Source organism: Actinoplanes sp. NPDC049316 (assembly GCF_040677315.1).
Classification (GTDB): domain Bacteria; phylum Actinomycetota; class Actinomycetes; order Mycobacteriales; family Micromonosporaceae; genus Actinoplanes.
In genome coordinates this window covers 506,908-523,777 of the sequence record NZ_JBFAQM010000001.1, presented here as the reverse complement: position 1 = coordinate 523,777, position 16,870 = coordinate 506,908, and the positions used below count along the sequence as shown (strand labels likewise).

13 protein-coding genes are annotated in these 16,870 nt (G+C 71.9%); 6 read left to right on the top strand and 7 right to left on the bottom strand.

Features of this window, described 5'->3' with window-relative positions; genetic code table 11:
* Positions 1 to 12: 12 nt before the first annotated feature.
* On the bottom strand, positions 13 to 1,563 hold the full coding sequence (locus AB0K03_RS02250; RefSeq protein ID WP_364679227.1) for an SGNH/GDSL hydrolase family protein: 1,551 nt from the start codon (positions 1,561 to 1,563) through the stop codon (positions 13 to 15).
* A 118-nt stretch (positions 1,564 to 1,681) separates the two neighbouring features.
* Between AB0K03_RS02250 and AB0K03_RS02245 the strand changes: the two genes are divergently transcribed.
* Positions 1,682 to 2,845, top strand: a complete 1,164-nt coding sequence (locus tag AB0K03_RS02245) for a helix-turn-helix domain-containing protein (protein ID WP_364679224.1) — start codon at positions 1,682 to 1,684, stop codon at positions 2,843 to 2,845.
* 7 nt (positions 2,846 to 2,852) lie between these two features.
* Here the strand turns inward: AB0K03_RS02245 and glpK (AB0K03_RS02240) are convergent, their stop codons facing one another.
* Positions 2,853 to 4,346 (bottom strand): glycerol kinase GlpK, encoded by a 1,494-nt coding sequence (glpK, locus tag AB0K03_RS02240; RefSeq protein WP_364679221.1) that lies wholly within the window; start codon positions 4,344 to 4,346, stop codon positions 2,853 to 2,855.
* A 25-nt stretch (positions 4,347 to 4,371) separates the two neighbouring features.
* On the bottom strand, positions 4,372 to 5,127 hold the full coding sequence (locus AB0K03_RS02235; protein ID WP_364679219.1) for an IclR family transcriptional regulator: 756 nt from the start codon (positions 5,125 to 5,127) through the stop codon (positions 4,372 to 4,374).
* Between the two features lie 106 nt (positions 5,128 to 5,233).
* Between AB0K03_RS02235 and AB0K03_RS02230 the strand changes: the two genes are divergently transcribed.
* The 3 genes from AB0K03_RS02230 to AB0K03_RS02220 are packed head-to-tail and all read left to right on the top strand — an operon-like array spanning position 5,234 to position 9,282.
* Positions 5,234 to 6,073, top strand: a complete 840-nt coding sequence (locus AB0K03_RS02230) for an MIP/aquaporin family protein (protein WP_364679217.1) — start codon at positions 5,234 to 5,236, stop codon at positions 6,071 to 6,073.
* Positions 6,066 to 7,583: a glycerol kinase GlpK gene (glpK, locus tag AB0K03_RS02225; protein ID WP_364679214.1), complete on the top strand. Its 1,518-nt coding sequence runs from the start codon at positions 6,066 to 6,068 to the stop codon at positions 7,581 to 7,583. Before AB0K03_RS02230 ends, glpK (AB0K03_RS02225) begins: the two co-directional genes overlap by 8 nt.
* Before the next feature lie 43 nt (positions 7,584 to 7,626).
* The gene (locus tag AB0K03_RS02220; protein ID WP_364679403.1) at positions 7,627 to 9,282 is read left to right on the top strand and encodes a glycerol-3-phosphate dehydrogenase/oxidase; all 1,656 of its coding nucleotides are present in this window, start codon (positions 7,627 to 7,629) and stop codon (positions 9,280 to 9,282) included.
* Between the two features lie 132 nt (positions 9,283 to 9,414).
* Here AB0K03_RS02220 and AB0K03_RS02215 read toward each other — a convergent pair whose 3' ends face one another.
* Positions 9,415 to 9,621 (bottom strand): hypothetical protein, encoded by a 207-nt coding sequence (locus AB0K03_RS02215; protein WP_364679211.1) that lies wholly within the window; start codon positions 9,619 to 9,621, stop codon positions 9,415 to 9,417.
* 335 nt (positions 9,622 to 9,956) lie between these two features.
* On the opposite strand from AB0K03_RS02215, the gene AB0K03_RS02210 reads away from it, so the two are divergent.
* Both AB0K03_RS02210 and AB0K03_RS02205 read left to right on the top strand, forming a co-directional pair.
* A complete protein-coding gene (locus AB0K03_RS02210) occupies positions 9,957 to 11,783 on the top strand; it encodes a BTAD domain-containing putative transcriptional regulator (RefSeq protein ID WP_364679209.1) in 1,827 nt (608 codons plus the stop codon).
* A gap of 395 nt (positions 11,784 to 12,178) precedes the next feature.
* Positions 12,179 to 12,970 carry a hypothetical protein gene (locus AB0K03_RS02205; protein ID WP_364679206.1) on the top strand — a complete coding sequence of 264 codons (792 nt, stop codon included), beginning with the start codon at positions 12,179 to 12,181 and terminating at the stop codon, positions 12,968 to 12,970.
* A 266-nt stretch (positions 12,971 to 13,236) separates the two neighbouring features.
* Here the strand turns inward: AB0K03_RS02205 and AB0K03_RS02200 are convergent, their stop codons facing one another.
* From AB0K03_RS02200 to AB0K03_RS02190, 3 genes are read right to left on the bottom strand one after another with little or no spacing between them, the layout of a single operon-like run.
* Positions 13,237 to 14,598, bottom strand: coding sequence for an acetyl-CoA carboxylase biotin carboxylase subunit (locus AB0K03_RS02200; RefSeq protein WP_364679203.1), 1,362 nt, complete (start codon positions 14,596 to 14,598; stop codon positions 13,237 to 13,239).
* Between the two features lie 4 nt (positions 14,599 to 14,602).
* The gene (accB, locus tag AB0K03_RS02195) at positions 14,603 to 15,067 is read right to left on the bottom strand and encodes an acetyl-CoA carboxylase biotin carboxyl carrier protein (RefSeq protein ID WP_364679200.1); all 465 of its coding nucleotides are present in this window, start codon (positions 15,065 to 15,067) and stop codon (positions 14,603 to 14,605) included.
* A 15-nt stretch (positions 15,068 to 15,082) separates the two neighbouring features.
* Complete coding sequence (locus AB0K03_RS02190; protein WP_364679198.1) at positions 15,083 to 16,756, bottom strand: acetyl-CoA carboxylase carboxyltransferase subunit alpha; 1,674 nt, start codon at positions 16,754 to 16,756, stop codon at positions 15,083 to 15,085.
* Positions 16,757 to 16,870 lie beyond the last annotated feature (114 nt).

Sequence of the window (16,870 nt, the reverse complement as noted above, 5' to 3'; positions counted from 1 at the left end):
CTACATCGCGGTTCAGGTCAGGCCCAGCGCACTCCGCAGGCGGTCGCCGATCGCCTGGTAGCCGCGGGCGTTCGGGTGGAACGAGTCCTCGGGATCGAGCGCCTCGACGCCGTTGGACCAGGGATCGCCGCTGCACACCCGGTGCGCCCGGAACGCGTCGAACACGTCCACGAAGAGCACCCGGGGATCGCCGGTGGCCGCCACCGCGTTCGCGATCATGTCACGGGCCTGGGCGGTCCCCTGATAGATGAGCCGCAGCTCGGCGCTGGTGATCTGCGAGTTCGTGGCCGGGCACGCGCTCACCGACGGCTGCGGATCCGCCGGATCGTCCGGGTTGGGCAGGAACGCCGGGTAACTCAGCACCACCAGGTAGCCGTCCGCGCGCATGCGGGATCTGATGTCGCGGTACAGCCCGGTAAGCCGGCTCTGTGTTGCCGACAGCTCCGCGGGGGTCACCAGCGGGGCTCCCGAGCAGTCGGACAGCGCACAGTTGCGCAGTTTCGGCCCGAAGCCGAGATCGTTGCCGCCGATCGTGATCGTCGCGAACCTCGTGTACGGCTTCACGTATTCGATCTGCGCCGATTCGGAGACCGGATTCTGTGCCTGGTAGATGTCGTTGATCCGGGCCGCGTGACAGGCTTTCAGGTTGGGCCGGTCGATCGGCAGACCTTGGAAGCGGTCCCCGGCGACGTCGAAGCTGTAGGTGGCGTTGCTGCGCCGGCACGACGCCGGGTTGGCACCGCCCAGGTAGGGGTACGCGCCGGTGCCCGAGGAGTACGAGTCGCCGAGCGCGGTGTATCGGTGGACCGGCGGGGTGAGCCCGGTGTTGAACGGCCCCGTGCCCACCACCACGTGCAGCAGGTCGGTGCCGAGGCCGTCGCACAGCAGGTAGCGCAGGCCCGGCAGCGGGTTGCAGGCACCCCAGCGGACCCCGTACGGCGCCAGCAGGTAGACCTCGAAGACCACCTCGATCTGCCGTCCGCCGTCGTAGTAGTCGCCGGGGATCCGCAGGCCGCCGGCCGACGCGCCGGCGTACGACTGGTAGAACTCGAAGGGCGTGCCGACATGCAGCAGGTCGCCGTCCCAGGAGGGGCTGCGGTCGAAGATGCCGGCCACGCCGTAGGCGTAGTCCAGGTAGAAGTTGCAGCCGAGCCGGCCCACGTACTGGGTGGTGGCCGAGTAGTTGTCCGCGTCGGCGTTCACACTTGTCGATTGACTGATCTGCTCCTCGCAATAGAGCTGGCTGGGTTCGCCGGCGCCGTCGACGCGCCGCAGGCTGGGCCCGGCCGCGGCGGCCCGGCCCGGAGCGAGCGCGTTCGCCTTGGTCTTCTCCGAGCCGGGAAGCGCGGTGGCCCGGGTCGGCTTCAACGGCGTCGTGAACGGCGCGGGCCGCACTCCCTTGCCGGGGATCTCGACCGGTCCGGGCAGGGACGGCTGCGGATCAAAAGCTTCTCCCCGGGTACGGGTATCGCGCGGTTCCGGCGGCGCGGCGAGTACGGGCGTGCTTCCCTCCAGTACGGCCAGCACGGCGCCCGCGGCCAACCAGAGTCGGTGGGACCTCATGGACATCACCTCCACATAGGACGTACTCAGGGTGGCAGCGAAGGGGCGGGCGACTCTTCGTGATTCCGCGACGACTGAGCGGAGGCTCTTGTCACTTCGCGCAGTAGGATCGGCGGGCATGGGGGAGCTGTTCCGGCTCTGGGGCCAGCGGGTGTCCGACAACGCCCGCCGCGCGGTCGCGGCGTACCAGGACGAGCTGCCCGAGTACCGCGACCTCGCCGCCCGCCCGCAGGCGCGCTCGGAGATGCTCGACTTCGCGGTCTTCCTGCGCCGCCGCACGGTCGACCTGGCGGCGGACAGCGCGCCGTTCCCCGACGACGACCTGGAGCTGATGGCCTCGATGGGCCGGCGGCGCAGCGAGAAGGGCCTCACCCTGAGCGCGCAACGCCAGGTCCTGCTCCTGCACACCCGCCTGACCCTGCGCGAGGTGTACGAGGCGGCCGGCCCGGACGACATCGACGCGACCATGCACACGCTGGCGTGGCTGGCACCCGCCGGGCTGGCGGCACAGGGCGCGTACACGAGGGGGTGGATCGAGGGGCAGCAGCGCATGCTGCCGACGGCGGCCCGGGTGCAGCTGCTCGCCGCCATGCTCCTGGCCGGCGACGCCGGCGCGGCCGAGCTGGCCCGCTCCCTGCGGATGACCGTCCCCGACCAGGTCCTGGCCGCGGTGATCCGGGTGGGCGGCGAGCCGAGGAGGGCGGCCCGCGAGGAGTTCGCCACCGCCCTGCTTCGGACGCAGTGGGTGCCGCTGAGCTGGCAGGACCCCCGCGAGGTGATCGTCCTGATCCCGAGCGTGCCGGGCGGCCCGGAGGTGGCGGCGGAGCGGGTGCTCGCGCTGGCCCGGGAGGTGGCGCGGATGACCGGTCACCCGTGCGCGGCCGGCACGGCGCCCGGCCGCCGGCCGTCCTTCGCCGACGCCGTGGCACTGGCCCGCCAGGTCAGCGACGTCGCCCCGCTGCGAGCCACACCGAGTCACGTGTACGCCGTCACGGACGTCTTCGCCGAGCTGGCCGTGGCCCGCCTGCCGGAGGTCGAGTACTGGATCGACGCGGTGGCGGCCCGGCTCAGCGCCGGTCCCGACCTGGTGACGACTCTGGACGCCTACTACCAGCACGACATGAACAGGCTGGAGACGGCGGCGGCGCTCTGCATCCACCCCCGGACCCTCGACTTCCGCCTGGCCCGCGCCCGCGAGCTGACCGGCCTGAGACCGGGGTCCACCCGCGGCGTGCGGGTGCTGAGCACGGCGGTCGCCCGCATCCTCGCCGCCGGCTCATGACCCTTGGCTAGGCGGGCTGGATCCAGTCGAAAGTCCGCTCGACCGCGCGGCGCCAGTTGCCGTACTCGGACTCGCGCAGCTTCGGGTCCATCGCCGGGAGCCACTGCGCCGCCCGGTGCCAGTTGCGCCGCAGGTCCTCGAGGTCCGGCCAGTGGCCCACCGCCAGCCCCGCCGCGTACGCCGCGCCCAGCGACACCGTCTCCGCCGCCAGCGGCCGCACGACCGGGACGTCGAGGACGTCCGCGACGTACTGCATGAGCAGGTTGTCCGCCGTCATGCCGCCGTCCACCTTGAGCGTCTTCAGCGTCAGGCCCGAGTTGGCGTTCATCGCGTCGACGACCTCACGGGTCTGCCAGGCCGTGGCCTCCAGCACCGCGCGGGCCAGGTGGCCCTTGGTGATGTACGAGGTCAGCCCCACGATGACCCCGCGCGCCTCGGAGCGCCAGTGCGGGGCGTACAGGCCGGAGAAGGCCGGGACGATGTAGCAGCCGCCGTTGTCCGAGACCGTACGGGCCAGCGTCTCGATCTCCGGCGCGGTGGTGATGAGCTCGAGCTGGTCGCGGAACCACTGCACGAGCGAGCCGGTGATCGCGATGGAGCCCTCGAGCGCGAACTGGGCCGGCTCCCCTTCGATCTGGTACGCGACCGTGCTGAGCAGCCCGTTGTCCGAGCGGATCAGGTCGGTGCCGGTGTTGAGCAGCAGGAAGCTGCCGGTGCCGTACGTGCATTTCGCCTCGCCGGGGGTGAAGCACGTCTGGCCGAACAGCGCCGCCTGCTGATCGCCGAGCGCCGCTCCGATCCGTACGCCCGGGAAGGCCGCGGAGGCCGTGCCCAGCACCGACACCGAGGGCCGGACCTCGGGCAGCATCGCCCGCGGGATGCCGAAGAAGTCGAGCGACTCCGGCGACCAGTCGAGGGTGTGCACGTCGAGCAGGTTGGTGCGGCTCGCGTTGGTGACGTCGGTGACGTGCAGGCCGCCGGTGAGGTTCCAGATGAGCCAGGTCTCCATCGTGCCGAAGAGGATCTCGCCGCGTTCCGCGCGCTCCTGCAGGCCCGGTGTGTGGTCCAGCATCCAGCGCAGCCTCGGCCCGGAGAAGTACGTGGCCAGCGGCAGCGCCGAGCGGTCCTGCACCTCGGCGGCGCCGGGGGTCTCGAGCAGCCGGTGCACGAGGGAGTCCGTACGCGTGTCCTGCCAGACCAGCGCGCGACCGACCGGGACGCCCGTACGGCGGTCCCACACGACCGTGGTCTCCCGCTGGTTGGCGATGCCGACCGCCGCGACCTGGTCCAGGGTGATGCCGGCGCGGCGCAGCGCCTGCGGCGCGAGGCGCTCGACGTTGCGCCAGATCTCCGCCGCGTCGTGCTCCACCCAGCCCGGCTTGGGGAAGTACTGCTTGTGCTCCTGCTGAGCGAGGGAGACGAGCTGTCCGCGCCGGTCGAACACGATGCACCGCGTCGACGTGGTTCCCTGGTCGATGGCGACCACGTAGCGCTCGGTCATGAGCGGTCCCTCCCCTGGCGGTGGTCTAGTGCCGGGCGGCTCCCAGGTCACGGGAGACCGCGCGGGCGGCGTCGCGGACGTAGCCCACCAGCCGCGGGTGCGGCCGGTACCGGTTGTCGCAGATGCGTTCGACGAGGCCGGAGACGCCGATGGCGCCGACGACCAGGCCGCCGTACCCGCGGATCGGCGCGGCCACAGCGGCCTGACCGACGGTGTACTCCTCGATCTCGGCGCCCCATCCGGCCTCGCGGACCCGGTCCAGGTCCGCGGCGAGCTGGCGGGCGCCGACGACGGTGCGATGGGTGAAGCGTTCGAGCGTGGTGGCCGGCCGGGCCGCCCGGTACGCGAGCAGCACCTTGCCGAGCGCCGTCGCGTGCAGCGGCAGCAGGGTGCCGATGTCGAGGGTCTGGAAGGTGTCGTCGGGGCGGAACACGTGATGCACGACCAGGACCCTGCCCTCCAGGACCGTGCCGATGCGGACCGCCTCGCCGGAGCGGGCCGCCAGCGGGTCCGCCCAGTTGATCGAGCGGGACCGCAGTTCGTTGATGTCGAGGTAGCTGGTGCCCAGATGCAGCAGGGCGGCGCCGAGCTGGTAGTGGCCCGACACCCGGTCCTGCTCCACGAAGCCGACGTGCTGCAGTGTGCGCAGGATGCCGTGCACCGTGCCCTTCGCCAGGTCCAGCGACCGGGCGATCTCGCCGAGGCCCAGCCGGCCGGGGCCGCCCGCGAGCATGCGCAGGATCGCCGCGGCCCGCTCGATCGACTGCACCGTGCCGGGCATGTTTCGGAGCCTATGCCAGCGTGTTACCTGCGGCACAGACGTCGGTGTTCGACAATGCCGAACGACGTTCATTGTCCGGGCGGACCGCCGTCCATAGCGTCGCGTCATGGCAGCACAACGGAAAGTCCCTGCATTGGCGGGCGAGCTGGCCGCCGAGTTTGCCGGGACCATGGTTCTCATCCTCTTCGGCGTGGGTGTCGTCGCGCAGGTGGCAGGCGGCGGCATCGGCGACCACGACTCCATCGCCTGGGCGTGGGGGCTGGGTGTCACGCTCGGCGTCTACGTCGCCGGCCGCATCAGCGGCGCGCATCTCAACCCCGCGGTCACCGTCGCGCTCGCCGCCTTCAAGGGCTTCGAGTGGCGCAAGGTGATCCCGTACTCGCTGGCGCAGACCCTCGGCGCGTTCGTCGCCGCGCTGCTCGTGCGGTGGAACTACACCGAGGTCCTGCACAATGCCGATCCGAACCTCACGATCAAGACGCAGGGCGTCTTCTCCACGCTGCCCGGCAACGGGACTTTGCCGGTCGGCGAGTGGGGGGCGTTCCGCGACCAGATCATCGGCACGGCCATCCTGCTCTTCCTCATCCTGGCGGTCACGGACGCGGCCGGCACCCCGCCGGCGGCGAACCTGGCCCCGTTCATCATCGGCCTGATCGTGGTCGCCATCGGCATGGCGTGGGGCACGAACGCCGGGTACGCCATCAACCCGGCCCGTGACTTCGGCCCCCGCCTGGCGAGCTTCTTCACCGGGTACGGCGGGGCGTTCCGCGATCAGACCGGATACCTGTATTTCTGGATACCGATCGTGGCGCCGATCCTCGGCGGCCTGCTCGGCGCCGGGCTCTACCGGGTGCTGGTGGGACGCTTCCTGCCCACGCAGGAGCCGCAGGAGCCGGGCCGCATCCCGCAGGACACCCCCGAGACCGTGGAGGCACGTCGTGGCTGACTTCGTCGGCGCAGTGGACCAGGGCACCACCAGCACCCGCTTCATGATCTTCGATCACGGCGGCAACGAGGTGGCCCGTCACCAGCTGGAGCACGAGCAGATCCTGCCGCAGGCCGGCTGGGTGGAGCACAACCCGGTGGAGATCTGGGAGCGGACGGTCTCGGTCGTGCGCACCGGGATGCAGAAGGCCAACCTGGGCGCGACCGACCTGGCGGCGCTGGGCGTCACGAACCAGCGGGAGACCGCGGTGGTGTGGGACCGGCGCAGCGGGCGGCCGTACTACAACGCGATCGTCTGGCAGGACACGCGGACCGACCGGATCGCCTCGGCGCTGGACCGCGACGGCCGCGGCGACGTGATCCGGCGCAAGGCGGGGCTGCCGCCGGCCACGTACTTCTCCGGCGGCAAGATCCAGTGGATCCTGGACAACGTCGACGGGGTGCGCGAGGCGGCCGAGCGCGGCGACGCGATCTTCGGCAACACCGACACCTGGCTGCTGTGGAACATGACCGGCGGCGTCGACGGCGGCAACCACGTCACCGACGTCACCAACGCCAGCCGCACCATGCTGATGAACCTCGAGACGCTCGACTGGGACGACGAGCTGCTCGGCTTCTTCGGCATCCCCCGGCAGATGCTGCCGGAGATCCGGCCGTCGTCGGACCCGAACACCTACGGCATGGCCCGCTGGCCGGGCACGCTGGGCGGCGAGGTCCCGCTCACCGGCGACCTCGGCGACCAGCAGGCCGCCACGGTCGGCCAGGTCTGCTTCGGCGTCGGCGAGGCCAAGAACACGTACGGCACCGGCAACTTCATGCTGCTCAACACCGGCACGGAACTCGTACGCTCGGAGCACGGCCTGCTGACCACGGTCTGCTACAAGTTCGGTGACGCCGCGCCGGTCTACGCCCTGGAGGGCTCGATCGCGGTCACCGGCTCGGCCGTGCAGTGGCTGCGCGACCAGCTGCACATCATCAAGTCCGCGGCCGACAGCGAGGCGCTGGCCGCCTCGGTCCCGGACACCGGCGGCGTCTACTTCGTCCCGGCGTTCTCGGGCCTGTTCGCACCCTACTGGCGTTCCGACGCCCGCGGCGCGATCGTCGGCCTGTCGCGCTTCAACACCGACGCGCACCTGGCCCGGGCCACCCTGGAGTCGATCTGCTACCAGAGCCGTGACGTGGTCGAGGCGATGGAGAAGGACTCCGGCGTGACGCTGGACGTGCTCAAGGTGGACGGCGGCATCACCGTCAACAACCTCTGCATGCAGATCCAGGCGGACGTGCTCGGCGTCGCGGTGAGCCGCCCGGTGGTGGCCGAGACGACCGCGCTGGGCGCCGCGTACGCCGCCGGCCTGGCCGTCGGCTTCTGGAAGTCGACCGACGAGCTGCGGGAGAACTGGAACGAGTCGCAGCGTTGGCAGCCGCAGTGGACCGAGGAACAGCGGGAACACGGGTACGGACGGTGGAAGAAGGCCGTGGAGCGCACTCTCGATTGGGTTGACGTTGACTGACACCGACCTCTCCCCCGCCGGCCGCGACGCGGCCCTGACCGCGATGGCCGAGGGCGAGCTGGACGTGCTGGTCGTGGGCGGCGGCGTGGTGGGCACCGGGTGTGCCCTCGACGCCGTCACCCGCGGCCTGTCCGTCGGCCTGGTCGAGGCCCGGGACTTCGCCTCGGGCACCTCGAGCCGCTCCAGCAAGCTCATCCACGGCGGCCTGCGCTACCTGGAGATGCTGGACTTCGCCCTGGTCCGCGAGGCGCTGCGGGAACGCGGCCTGATCCTGCAACGCCTCGCGCCGCACCTGACCCGCCCGGTGCCGTTCCTCTACCCGCTGCAGCACCGGGTCTGGGAACGGCTGTACGCGGGCACCGGCGTGCAGCTCTACGACCTCATGGCCACCACCCAGGGCGGCCTGCCCCGGCACCGCAACCTGACCCGCCGGGGCGCGCTGCGGGCCTGCCCGGCGCTCAAGAAGGACGCGCTGGTCGGGGCGCTGCAGTACTACGACGCGCAGATCGACGACGCCCGGCACACGATGTTCCTGGCCCGGACGGCGGCCGCGTACGGGGCGCACGTGGCCTCCCGCGCGGAGGTGGTCGGCTTCCTGCGCGAGGGTGAGCGGGTCACCGGCGTACGGGTGCACGACCTGGAGCACGACCGCACGTTCGAGGTCCGCGCGCAGCTGGTCGTCAACGCGACCGGGGTGTGGACCGACGACACGCAGGCGCTGGTCGGCGAGCGCGGGCAGTTCCACGTCCGCGCGAGCAAGGGCATCCACCTGGTGGTGCCGCGCGACCGGATCCAGTCGTCCACCGGCCTGATCCTGCGTACGCCCACCAGCGTGCTGTTCGTGATCCCGTGGGGGCGGCACTGGATCGTCGGCACCACGGACACCGACTGGACGCTGGACAAGTCGCATCCGGCGGCCTCCAGCACGGACATCGACTATCTGCTGAGCCAGGTCAACCAGGTGCTGGCGACACCCCTGGACCGCACCGACGTGCAGGGCGTGTACGCGGGCCTGCGCCCCCTGCTGTCCGGCGAGTCGGAGTCGACGTCCAAGCTGTCGCGCGAGCACACGGTCGCCAGTCCGGTGCCGGGGCTCGTGGTGGTGGCCGGCGGCAAGTACACCACGTACCGGGTCATGGCCAAGGACGCGATCGACGCGGCGGTGCACGGTCTCGGCCGCTCGGTGCCGCGCTCGTGCACGGACCGCGTGCCGCTGCTCGGCGCGGAGGGCTACCAGGCGCTGTGGAACCGCCGCCGGGTCTTCGCCGAGGAGTCGGGCCTGCACGTGGCCCGCGTCGAGCACCTGCTGCGCCGGTACGGCTCGCTGGTCCACGAGGTGCTCGACCTGATCCGCGAGAACCCCGAGCTGGGCCGCCCCCTCGAGGGCGCGGACGACCACCTGCGCGCCGAGATCACGTACGCGGCGGCGCACGAGGGCGCCCGCCACCTCGAGGACGCCCTCACCCGCCGGACGCGCATCTCCATCGAGACCTTCGACCGCGGCGTCGGCGCGGCCCCGATGGTCGCGGAGCTGATGGGCGACGTGCTGGGCTGGACCAAGGACCAGCGCGAGCGGGAGGTCGAGCACTACCGGCTGCGCGTGGAGGCGGAACGCGCCTCGCAGGAGCAGCCCGACGACGAGACCGCGGACGCCGCGCGGCTGGGCGCGCCGGACGTCGTACCCCTCAGCGTCATCTGACCGTCGCGGTGCGGCGCCGTCACGCACTCGCGTGGCGGCGCCGCACCGCGTTCGGGGAATGAAATTCGTGACATTTTGATTGCGCGGAAGTTAATGGTGAGCCGGCGTCCACGGCCTCCGATGGACCGGCCTTTACCACGAATGGCCGAGGTCGCGCAATTGTTCCCACAGCACCCGTTCGGCGTCATCGAGCGGAATACTCCCCGCCACCACTTCCGGATTCGGCAATGTGCCGCCGCGGGATCGCACCACACCGGGTGTCTGCGTCATCGGTAAGCCGGTCAAAAATCGGCCATATTCGCGCATACCCACGGCGACCCACCCGCCGACAGTGATCAAGAATGTGACGCTCCGTGGTCGATCTTCCCGCCGCATGTCGCCCACCGTGGCAGGGCCACCTCGAGAAGTACTCGAAGGACCCTTGCGGGTGGGCACCAATCCGGCATAACACCCCGTTGCTTGCTTAAGTCAGGTATCGGCTCCAGGCATGGGATTGCCGGACGCAGATGTCACTGCAATACTTCTTACGTCCAGTGACCTATGCGCTACGCCCAGGATGCGATATGAGTATCGATGCGACTCATTCCTCGCCCTGGTATCGACGACCGCGTCGGCGAGGACGCGGCTCCTTTTCTGATCGACGAATTCTGTCCTGCGCCACGGAGGTGGACCAGATGCAGTTCGGCATACTCGGCACATTCGAGATCGTCCTGGGGGGACGAACGATCACACCGTCGGCCCCCAAGCTGCGCCGAGTGCTGGCCCTGCTGGTGATGCAGGCGAACTCGGTCGTGCCGACCCGGCTGCTCATCGACGAGCTGTGGGAGGACCGGCCGCCGGTCAGCTCCGCGACCACTCTGCAGACGTACATCTATCAGCTGCGCAAGCTGCTCGGCATCGGCGAGCCGGACGCCAGCGGGCGGCCCGAGAGCGACCGGCACAGCGTGGCGCTGCACACGAGGCCCGGCGGCTACCTGCTCTATCTGCCTCCCGACGCCCTCGACGCGTGCCGCTTCGAGGAGCTGGCCGCCGCCGGTCGCGAGCAGCTCGCCCGCAACCAGATCTTCGAGGCGGCCGAGACCTTCCGGCGGGCGCTCGAGCTCTGGCGCGGCCCGGTGCTGTCCGACCTGGAGTACGGGCCCGTGCTGCACGCCGAGGTCATCCGGCTGCACGAGCTGCGCAACTCCGTCGCCGAGATGCGTATCGACGCCGATCTCAGCCTGGGGCGCCACCAGCAGCTGATCAGCGAGCTGACCGCGGTCACCGCCCGGGACCACGCGCACGAGGGACTCAACGCCCGGCTCATGCTCGCCCTCTACCGGGCCGGCCGGCGCTCCGAGGCGCTGCGCATCTTCAAGCGGGTCCGGGCCGCGCTCGCCGACGAGCTCGGTCTCGAACCGGGCCCGGAGCTGCAGCGCCTGCACCGCGGCATCCTCGCCGGCGACCCGGTCCTGGACGTGCACGGCCCGATGGTCACGCCCGACACCGCCCTGTCGCCACCGGCCCAGCTCCCGCCCGCCGTGCCCCTCACGGGCCGCGAGGAAGAGGCCGAGCGGGTCCGCCGCCATCTGCTCGACCGGTCCCAGGCGGCGCCCACGACGGTGATCGTGGGGCCGCCGGGCGCCGGCGTCACAGCGCTGTGCCTGCACGTGGCGAACCAGATCCGGCAGGAGTTCCCGGACGGGCAGTTCTTCGCGCGGCTCAGCGACGACGAGGGCAACCCGGTCCCGCCGGCCGAGATCCTCGGCACCTTCCTGCGGGCCGTGGGGCATCCGGGCACCGATTCCACCACCGGCCTGGCCGACCGCTCCGCCCTGTTCCGCAGCTGGTGCGCCGACCGCCGGGTGCTCGTCGTGCTCGACAACGTGTCCGACGCCGCCGTGCTGGCCTGCCTGACACCGAGCGGCGCCGGGAGTGCGACCCTGGTCGGCAGCCGGCGCCGGGTGTGCCCGAACGGCCTGACCTCCACGGTGGAGCTCGCGCCGTTCTCGCCGGCGCAGTCACTGGAGTTCCTGGCGTCCGCGATCGGCACCGAGCGGGTCCGCACGGAGACGGCCGCGGCGCAACGGCTCGTCGGGCTCTGCGGCGGGATCGCCGCCGCGTTGCGGGCCGCCGCCAACGAGCTGGTGACCCGCCCGCACTGGCGCATCGCCGACCTGCTGGCCCGCATCGGCGACGACGAGGCGCAGAGCCGCTGGCTGGCCGCGACCGGGCTGCTGGAGCGCAGCGTCGCCAACCGCCTGCGCATGCTCCCCGCCGGCGATCAGCAGCTGCTGCGCCTGCTGTCCCGGCTCGGACGCCCCGCGGTCACCGCGTCCGGCGCTGCCTCACTGCTGGACGTCCCGGTACGCGCAGCGGAGACCGCGCTGGAACAGTGCGCCGCGGTACGGCTGGTCGACGTCGACTCGCGGGGAGCCGACGAGGCCGACTGGGAATTCCAGTACCGCCTGCACCCACTCATCCAGACAATCGTGACCACCCTGAGCGCGGTGCAGGTATAGCCTCGCCTATTCGTCGCGTCGGCGCGGTCCTCCGGCTTCCGGTGGACCGCGCGGCATTTGCGCGTACCAGGCCGCCGAACAGGATCGACGGGTCGTCAGAGCCAGCGTTTCCGCAGGTGGACGACGTTCTCAGACGCCCGCACGGCAGCTGCGGACAATTGTCGTCCCGCGCTGCCGAAGAATTCGACTAACGATTCTGCATTGCTGAGAGGACGCTGAGGAAACGTATTGCCTACGGGACGTGCACATACATTGAATGCTATGATGACAACTGTCCGATTCGCGGACCTGCGGATCGCATACGCCATGGTCGCCTGACTGTCCCCCGCCGGCGGTTTCGTCACACCGCGGCCCTCAGGCAGGCGCCCCCGAGCGGGAGGCCGAGCATGTTATCGGTGACAGCTCAGCTCGACAGCGGTCCGGCAGTGCCGGAGCGCTCATGGACCGGCACGCTGGAGGATCCACGCTGCCGTGATCCCCGGTCCACGGTCAGACCGGTCGCGGTGATCGCCCGCGGCGACCGGCATTTCACGGTCCCGGAGGCGCTCGTGATCGTGCTGCCGGTGGGGTCCTGCCTCGACACGGTCGCCGCCGAGGCAGCCGCCGCCCTCGACGGCGTCGGTGGCCGGGTGACCGTCCGCGGCTGGCTGGGCGACGAGCACGGCAACGCGCAGGCACTCCCGCCGTACTGGCACAACCTCGACCCGGTCGCCGCCCAGGAGTCCGTCGTGGAGCTCGCGGCGCTGGGCGCCCGCAGCCACGAGGCCGGCCGCCACGACCGCGTCGTCGTGCTCTGCCAGCGGTTCGTGCCGACGTCCGCCGCGGCCCGGGTCGTCGTGGACTCGACGGCCCGGCAGGTGCGCGTCGACAGCTGCTGGGGCCTCGACGAGATGTTCGACACCGTGTTCGCCACCGACACCCTCATCCTCTCGTTACCCGCCCTCGACATCGTGCGGCACACCGTGGTGCAGAAGCCCAACGCGGTGCGGGCGGCCGACGGCGGCACCGCGATGGTGTCGGTCGCTCCGGACCGGCGCGGACGGGCGGCGGTCTATCCGGACCTGGGGCGCCGGCTCGGCACCGCGTGCCGGCACCTGAGTCTCGACGCCGGCTCCGACGGACGGTTCACGATCGGCATCGTCGGCGACCGGCACTACCTTCTGACCTGCGAGCTGGACGAGCTCTGACCGCCGGACACCTGGGCCTGGCTGCGCAGCCTCGACGACCCCGCCCCCGCAGCGGCCGGACCGTCCCCGGGGCGGCCCGCGCGGCGGGCGGGTCGCCGAGGCAGTCGGGTGCGGTGTGGTGGTCTGCCGCGGACGCCGATCGGCGCGGCGCCGGGAGACGGCCGGCAACCACCACCCGGCAGCAGACGCGGCGCCGGCGCGCCGACGCGGGCGAGCAGGCCGCCGGTGGGCCTGCTCGCCGTGGAGGGCGCACGGGGCGCCGGTGGTCACATGCCGGCGACCCGCATCTGGTCGACCAGCGAGGTGGAATGCTTCGCCCGCCGGAAGTGCGGGTGCGCCAGCACGTCGCGCAGGAAGTCGCGCGACGTCTGCACGCCGCGGCCGGCGATGTGGAATTCCGACAGCGCCCGGTCCATGCGCGCCAAAGCCTGGTCCCGGTCGTCGGCCCAGACGATCAGCTTCGCCAGCAGCGGGTCGTAGTCCGGTGTGACGGTCCAGCCGGCCCGGCAGTGCGTGTCGACCCGGGTGAACGGGCCACCCGGCGGCTCGAACTCGGTGATGAGCCCCGGCGTCGGGCGGAAGTCGCGGGCCGGGTCCTCGGCGTTGATCCGGCACTCGATGGCCACCCCGCGCCGGCGCGCGTCCAGATCCTCCTGGGTCAGGGTCAGGGGACGCCCCGCCGCCACGGCGATCTGCTCCCGGATCAGGTCCACCCCGTAGATCATCTCCGTGACCGGGTGCTCCACCTGGATCCGGCAGTTGATCTCCATGAAGTACGCGGACCCGTCGGCGTCGACGAGGAACTCGAACGTCCCCACGCCGGTGTAGCCGACCGCGAGCGCGCCCTGCACCGCCGCCCGGCCCATCCGATCGGCCAGCCCGGGCGGCAGCTCGGGCGCGGGCGCCTCCTCGATGAGCTTCTGGTGCCGGCGCTGCACCGAGCAGTCCCGCTCGCCGAGGTGCACGCCGTTGCCGTGGTCGTCGCAGAGCACCTGCACCTCGACGTGCCGCGCCACCTCGAGATAGCGCTCCAGGTAGACCCGCCCGTCGTTGAACACGGTCTGCGCCGAGGCCCGGGTCTCCGCGAACGCGCGCGGCAGGTGCCGGCGGTCCCAGACCACCGTCATGCCGCGGCCTCCCCCGCCCGCGGCGGCCTTGATGATCAGCGGGAAGCCGATCTCCTCCGCGACGGCCTCGGCCTCGGCCAGAGCGGTGATCGCGGTCGCGCTGCCGGGCAGCACGGGCAGGCCGGCTTCGGCCATGACCGTACGGGCCGCCGCCTTGTCCGACAGGCGCGCCATCACGTCCGGCCGCGGGCCGATGAACGTCATGCCGTGCTGGGCGGCCACCTCGGCGAGGTCGGCGTCCTCGGACAGGAAGCCGTACCCGGGATGGATGGCGTCGGCCTCGCACTGCACGGCCGCCTCCACGATCGCGGCGAGGTTGAGGTAGCTGCGCTTGGCCGGCGTCGGCCCGATGTGCCGGGCGTCGTCGGCGAAGCGGACGGGCGCGGAGTCCCGGTCGGCGGTGGAGTGGGCCACGACCGTACGGATTCCCATCTCCCGGCAGGTACGGGCGACCCGTAACGCGATCTCGCCCCGGTTCGCGATGAGGACGGTGGTGAACACGGCCTCAGCCCTCGTCCGCCGGCGCGAGGGCGAGCAGCGGCTGGTCGTACTCGACCGGGGTGCCGTCCTCGACCAGCACCTCCACCACCCGGCCGGCCACGTCGGACTCGATGGCGTTCATCAGCTTCATCGCCTCGAGGATTCCGACCTGGGTACCCGGCTCGACGACGTCGCCGGCCCGGACGAACGGCGGCTCCCCCGGCCCGGGCGCGTGGTAGAACGTGCCGATCATCGGGGACCGGACGTACGTCACCCCGGCCGGCGGCGCAAGCTCGGCCGGTGGCGCGGTCGCCACCGCCGCCGCAGCCGGCGCCGGTGCGGATCCGGCCCCGCCCGCCTCGGTCCATTCCATCTCGACGATCGCCTCACCCTGCTGCAGCCGCAGCCGGGTCACCGTGCCGGGTGCCGCGCGTACCAGCCGGATGGCGCTCCCGCACACCTCGTCGAGCAGTGCGCTGACCTGTTCCATCGTGTCTCCCTCGCCCTATTCGCCGCAGCCGGCGCCGAAGTTGCGAAAACGTGTCCACCGGCGCTGCACGAGCTCCGGCGCGGGCACGGCGGTCAGCTCGTCCAGCGTGCCGAGCAGTGCCCGGCGCAGGGCCGCGGCCGCCATCAGGTGGTCGGTGTGGGCACCCCCCGCCGGCTCCGGCACGACCCCGTCGACGATGCCGAGCCGCAGCAGCGCGGGTGCGGTGAGCCGGAGCGCGGCGGCCGCCGCCGGAGCGGCCGACGGGGTCTGCCAGAGGATCGCCGCGCAGCCCTCCGGGCTGATCACCGAGTACGTCGCCGAGGCGAACATGTAGACCCGGTCCGCCACCCCGAGGGCGAGCGCGCCGCCGCTGCCGCCCTCGCCGGTCACGACGGCGATCACCGGCACGCGCAGGCGGGACATGAGCCGGATGTTCTCGGCGATCGCGATGGCCTGGCCCTGCTCCTCCGCCTCCGGTCCGGGGTGGGCGCCGGGGGTGTCGATGAGCGTCACGACGGGGAGGCCCAGCTTCTCGGCGAGCCGCAGCAGCCGGGCCGACTTGCGGTACCCGGCCGGCGCCGGCATCCCGAAGTTGTGCTGGACCAGCTCGCGGGTGGTGTGTCCCTTGTGGTGCCCGATCACCATCACCGGGCGGCCGGACATCAGCGCCGGGCCACCGATGATCGCGGGGCACTCCGTGCCGCTGCGGTCGCCGTGCAGCTCCACGAAGCCGTCGCAGAGATGGCTGATGTAGTCCCGTACCGTCGGGCGGTCGAGATGGCGGGAACGCTGCACGACCTCCCAGGGCTCCGTCTCGTCCAGCCGCTGCGGGTCGGTGACCAGTCCGGTCGCCTCTGCGCTGCCGGATCGCGGCGGTGTGTGCCGGGTCGCGGCGATCAGCCGGCTCAGCGTCGCCCGGAGCCGGTCGCGCGGCACGACCTGGTCGATGAGGCCCCGCTCGAGCAGGAACTCGGCGGTCTGGAAGCCGGCCGGCAGCGACCGCCGGATCGTCTGCTCCACGACCCGGGGACCGGCGAAGCCGAGCCGCGCGCCGGGCTCGGCCAGGACCACGTCGGTGAGGCTCGCGAAGGAGGCCGCGACGCCGCCGTAGGTGGGGTCGGTCACGACCGTCACCGTGAGGATCCCGGCCTCGTCGAGCTGGGCGAGGGCCTGACTGGTCTTGGCCATCTGCATGAGCGACAGGGCACCCTCCTGCATCCGGGCGCCGCCGGAGGCGGTCACCAGGATCAGCGGCACCCGCTCGCGCAGCGCCGTCTCGGCCGCGCGGGTGATGCGCTCGCCGACCTCGGCGCCGAGACTGCCGCCGAGGAACCGGAAGTCCATGACCGAGACGACGACGGGGTGTCCGTCGATGCTGCCCTGGACGCTGCGGACCGCCTCGTCCATCCCGGTGCGCTCGCGGGCCTCGGCCAGGCGCCGCGGGTACGGCTTGCGGTCGTGGAACGCCAGCGGATCCCCCGGGGATCCGGCTCCCGGCAGCACGGTGTGCTCGCCCGGGTCGAGCAGTTGGCGGAGCCGGGTGCCGGCGTCGATCCGCGCGTGCGCACCGCAGTCCGGGCACACGCAGAGCTCCCGGGCCCACCGCTTGCCGTAGACCAGGTTCCGGCAGCGGGTGCAGGTGATCCAGTCCGGTGCGGTCTCGGCGGTTCCGATCAGGGTGTCTGTCATCGGCCAACCTTTCGCAGCGATGCCCGTGGTCGCGGGGTCGTCGGACGGGTGGTCCGTCGCTGCGCCGGTCAGGCCGACCCCGATCTCATCCCGGTCATGGTGCGGGCCGTCGCT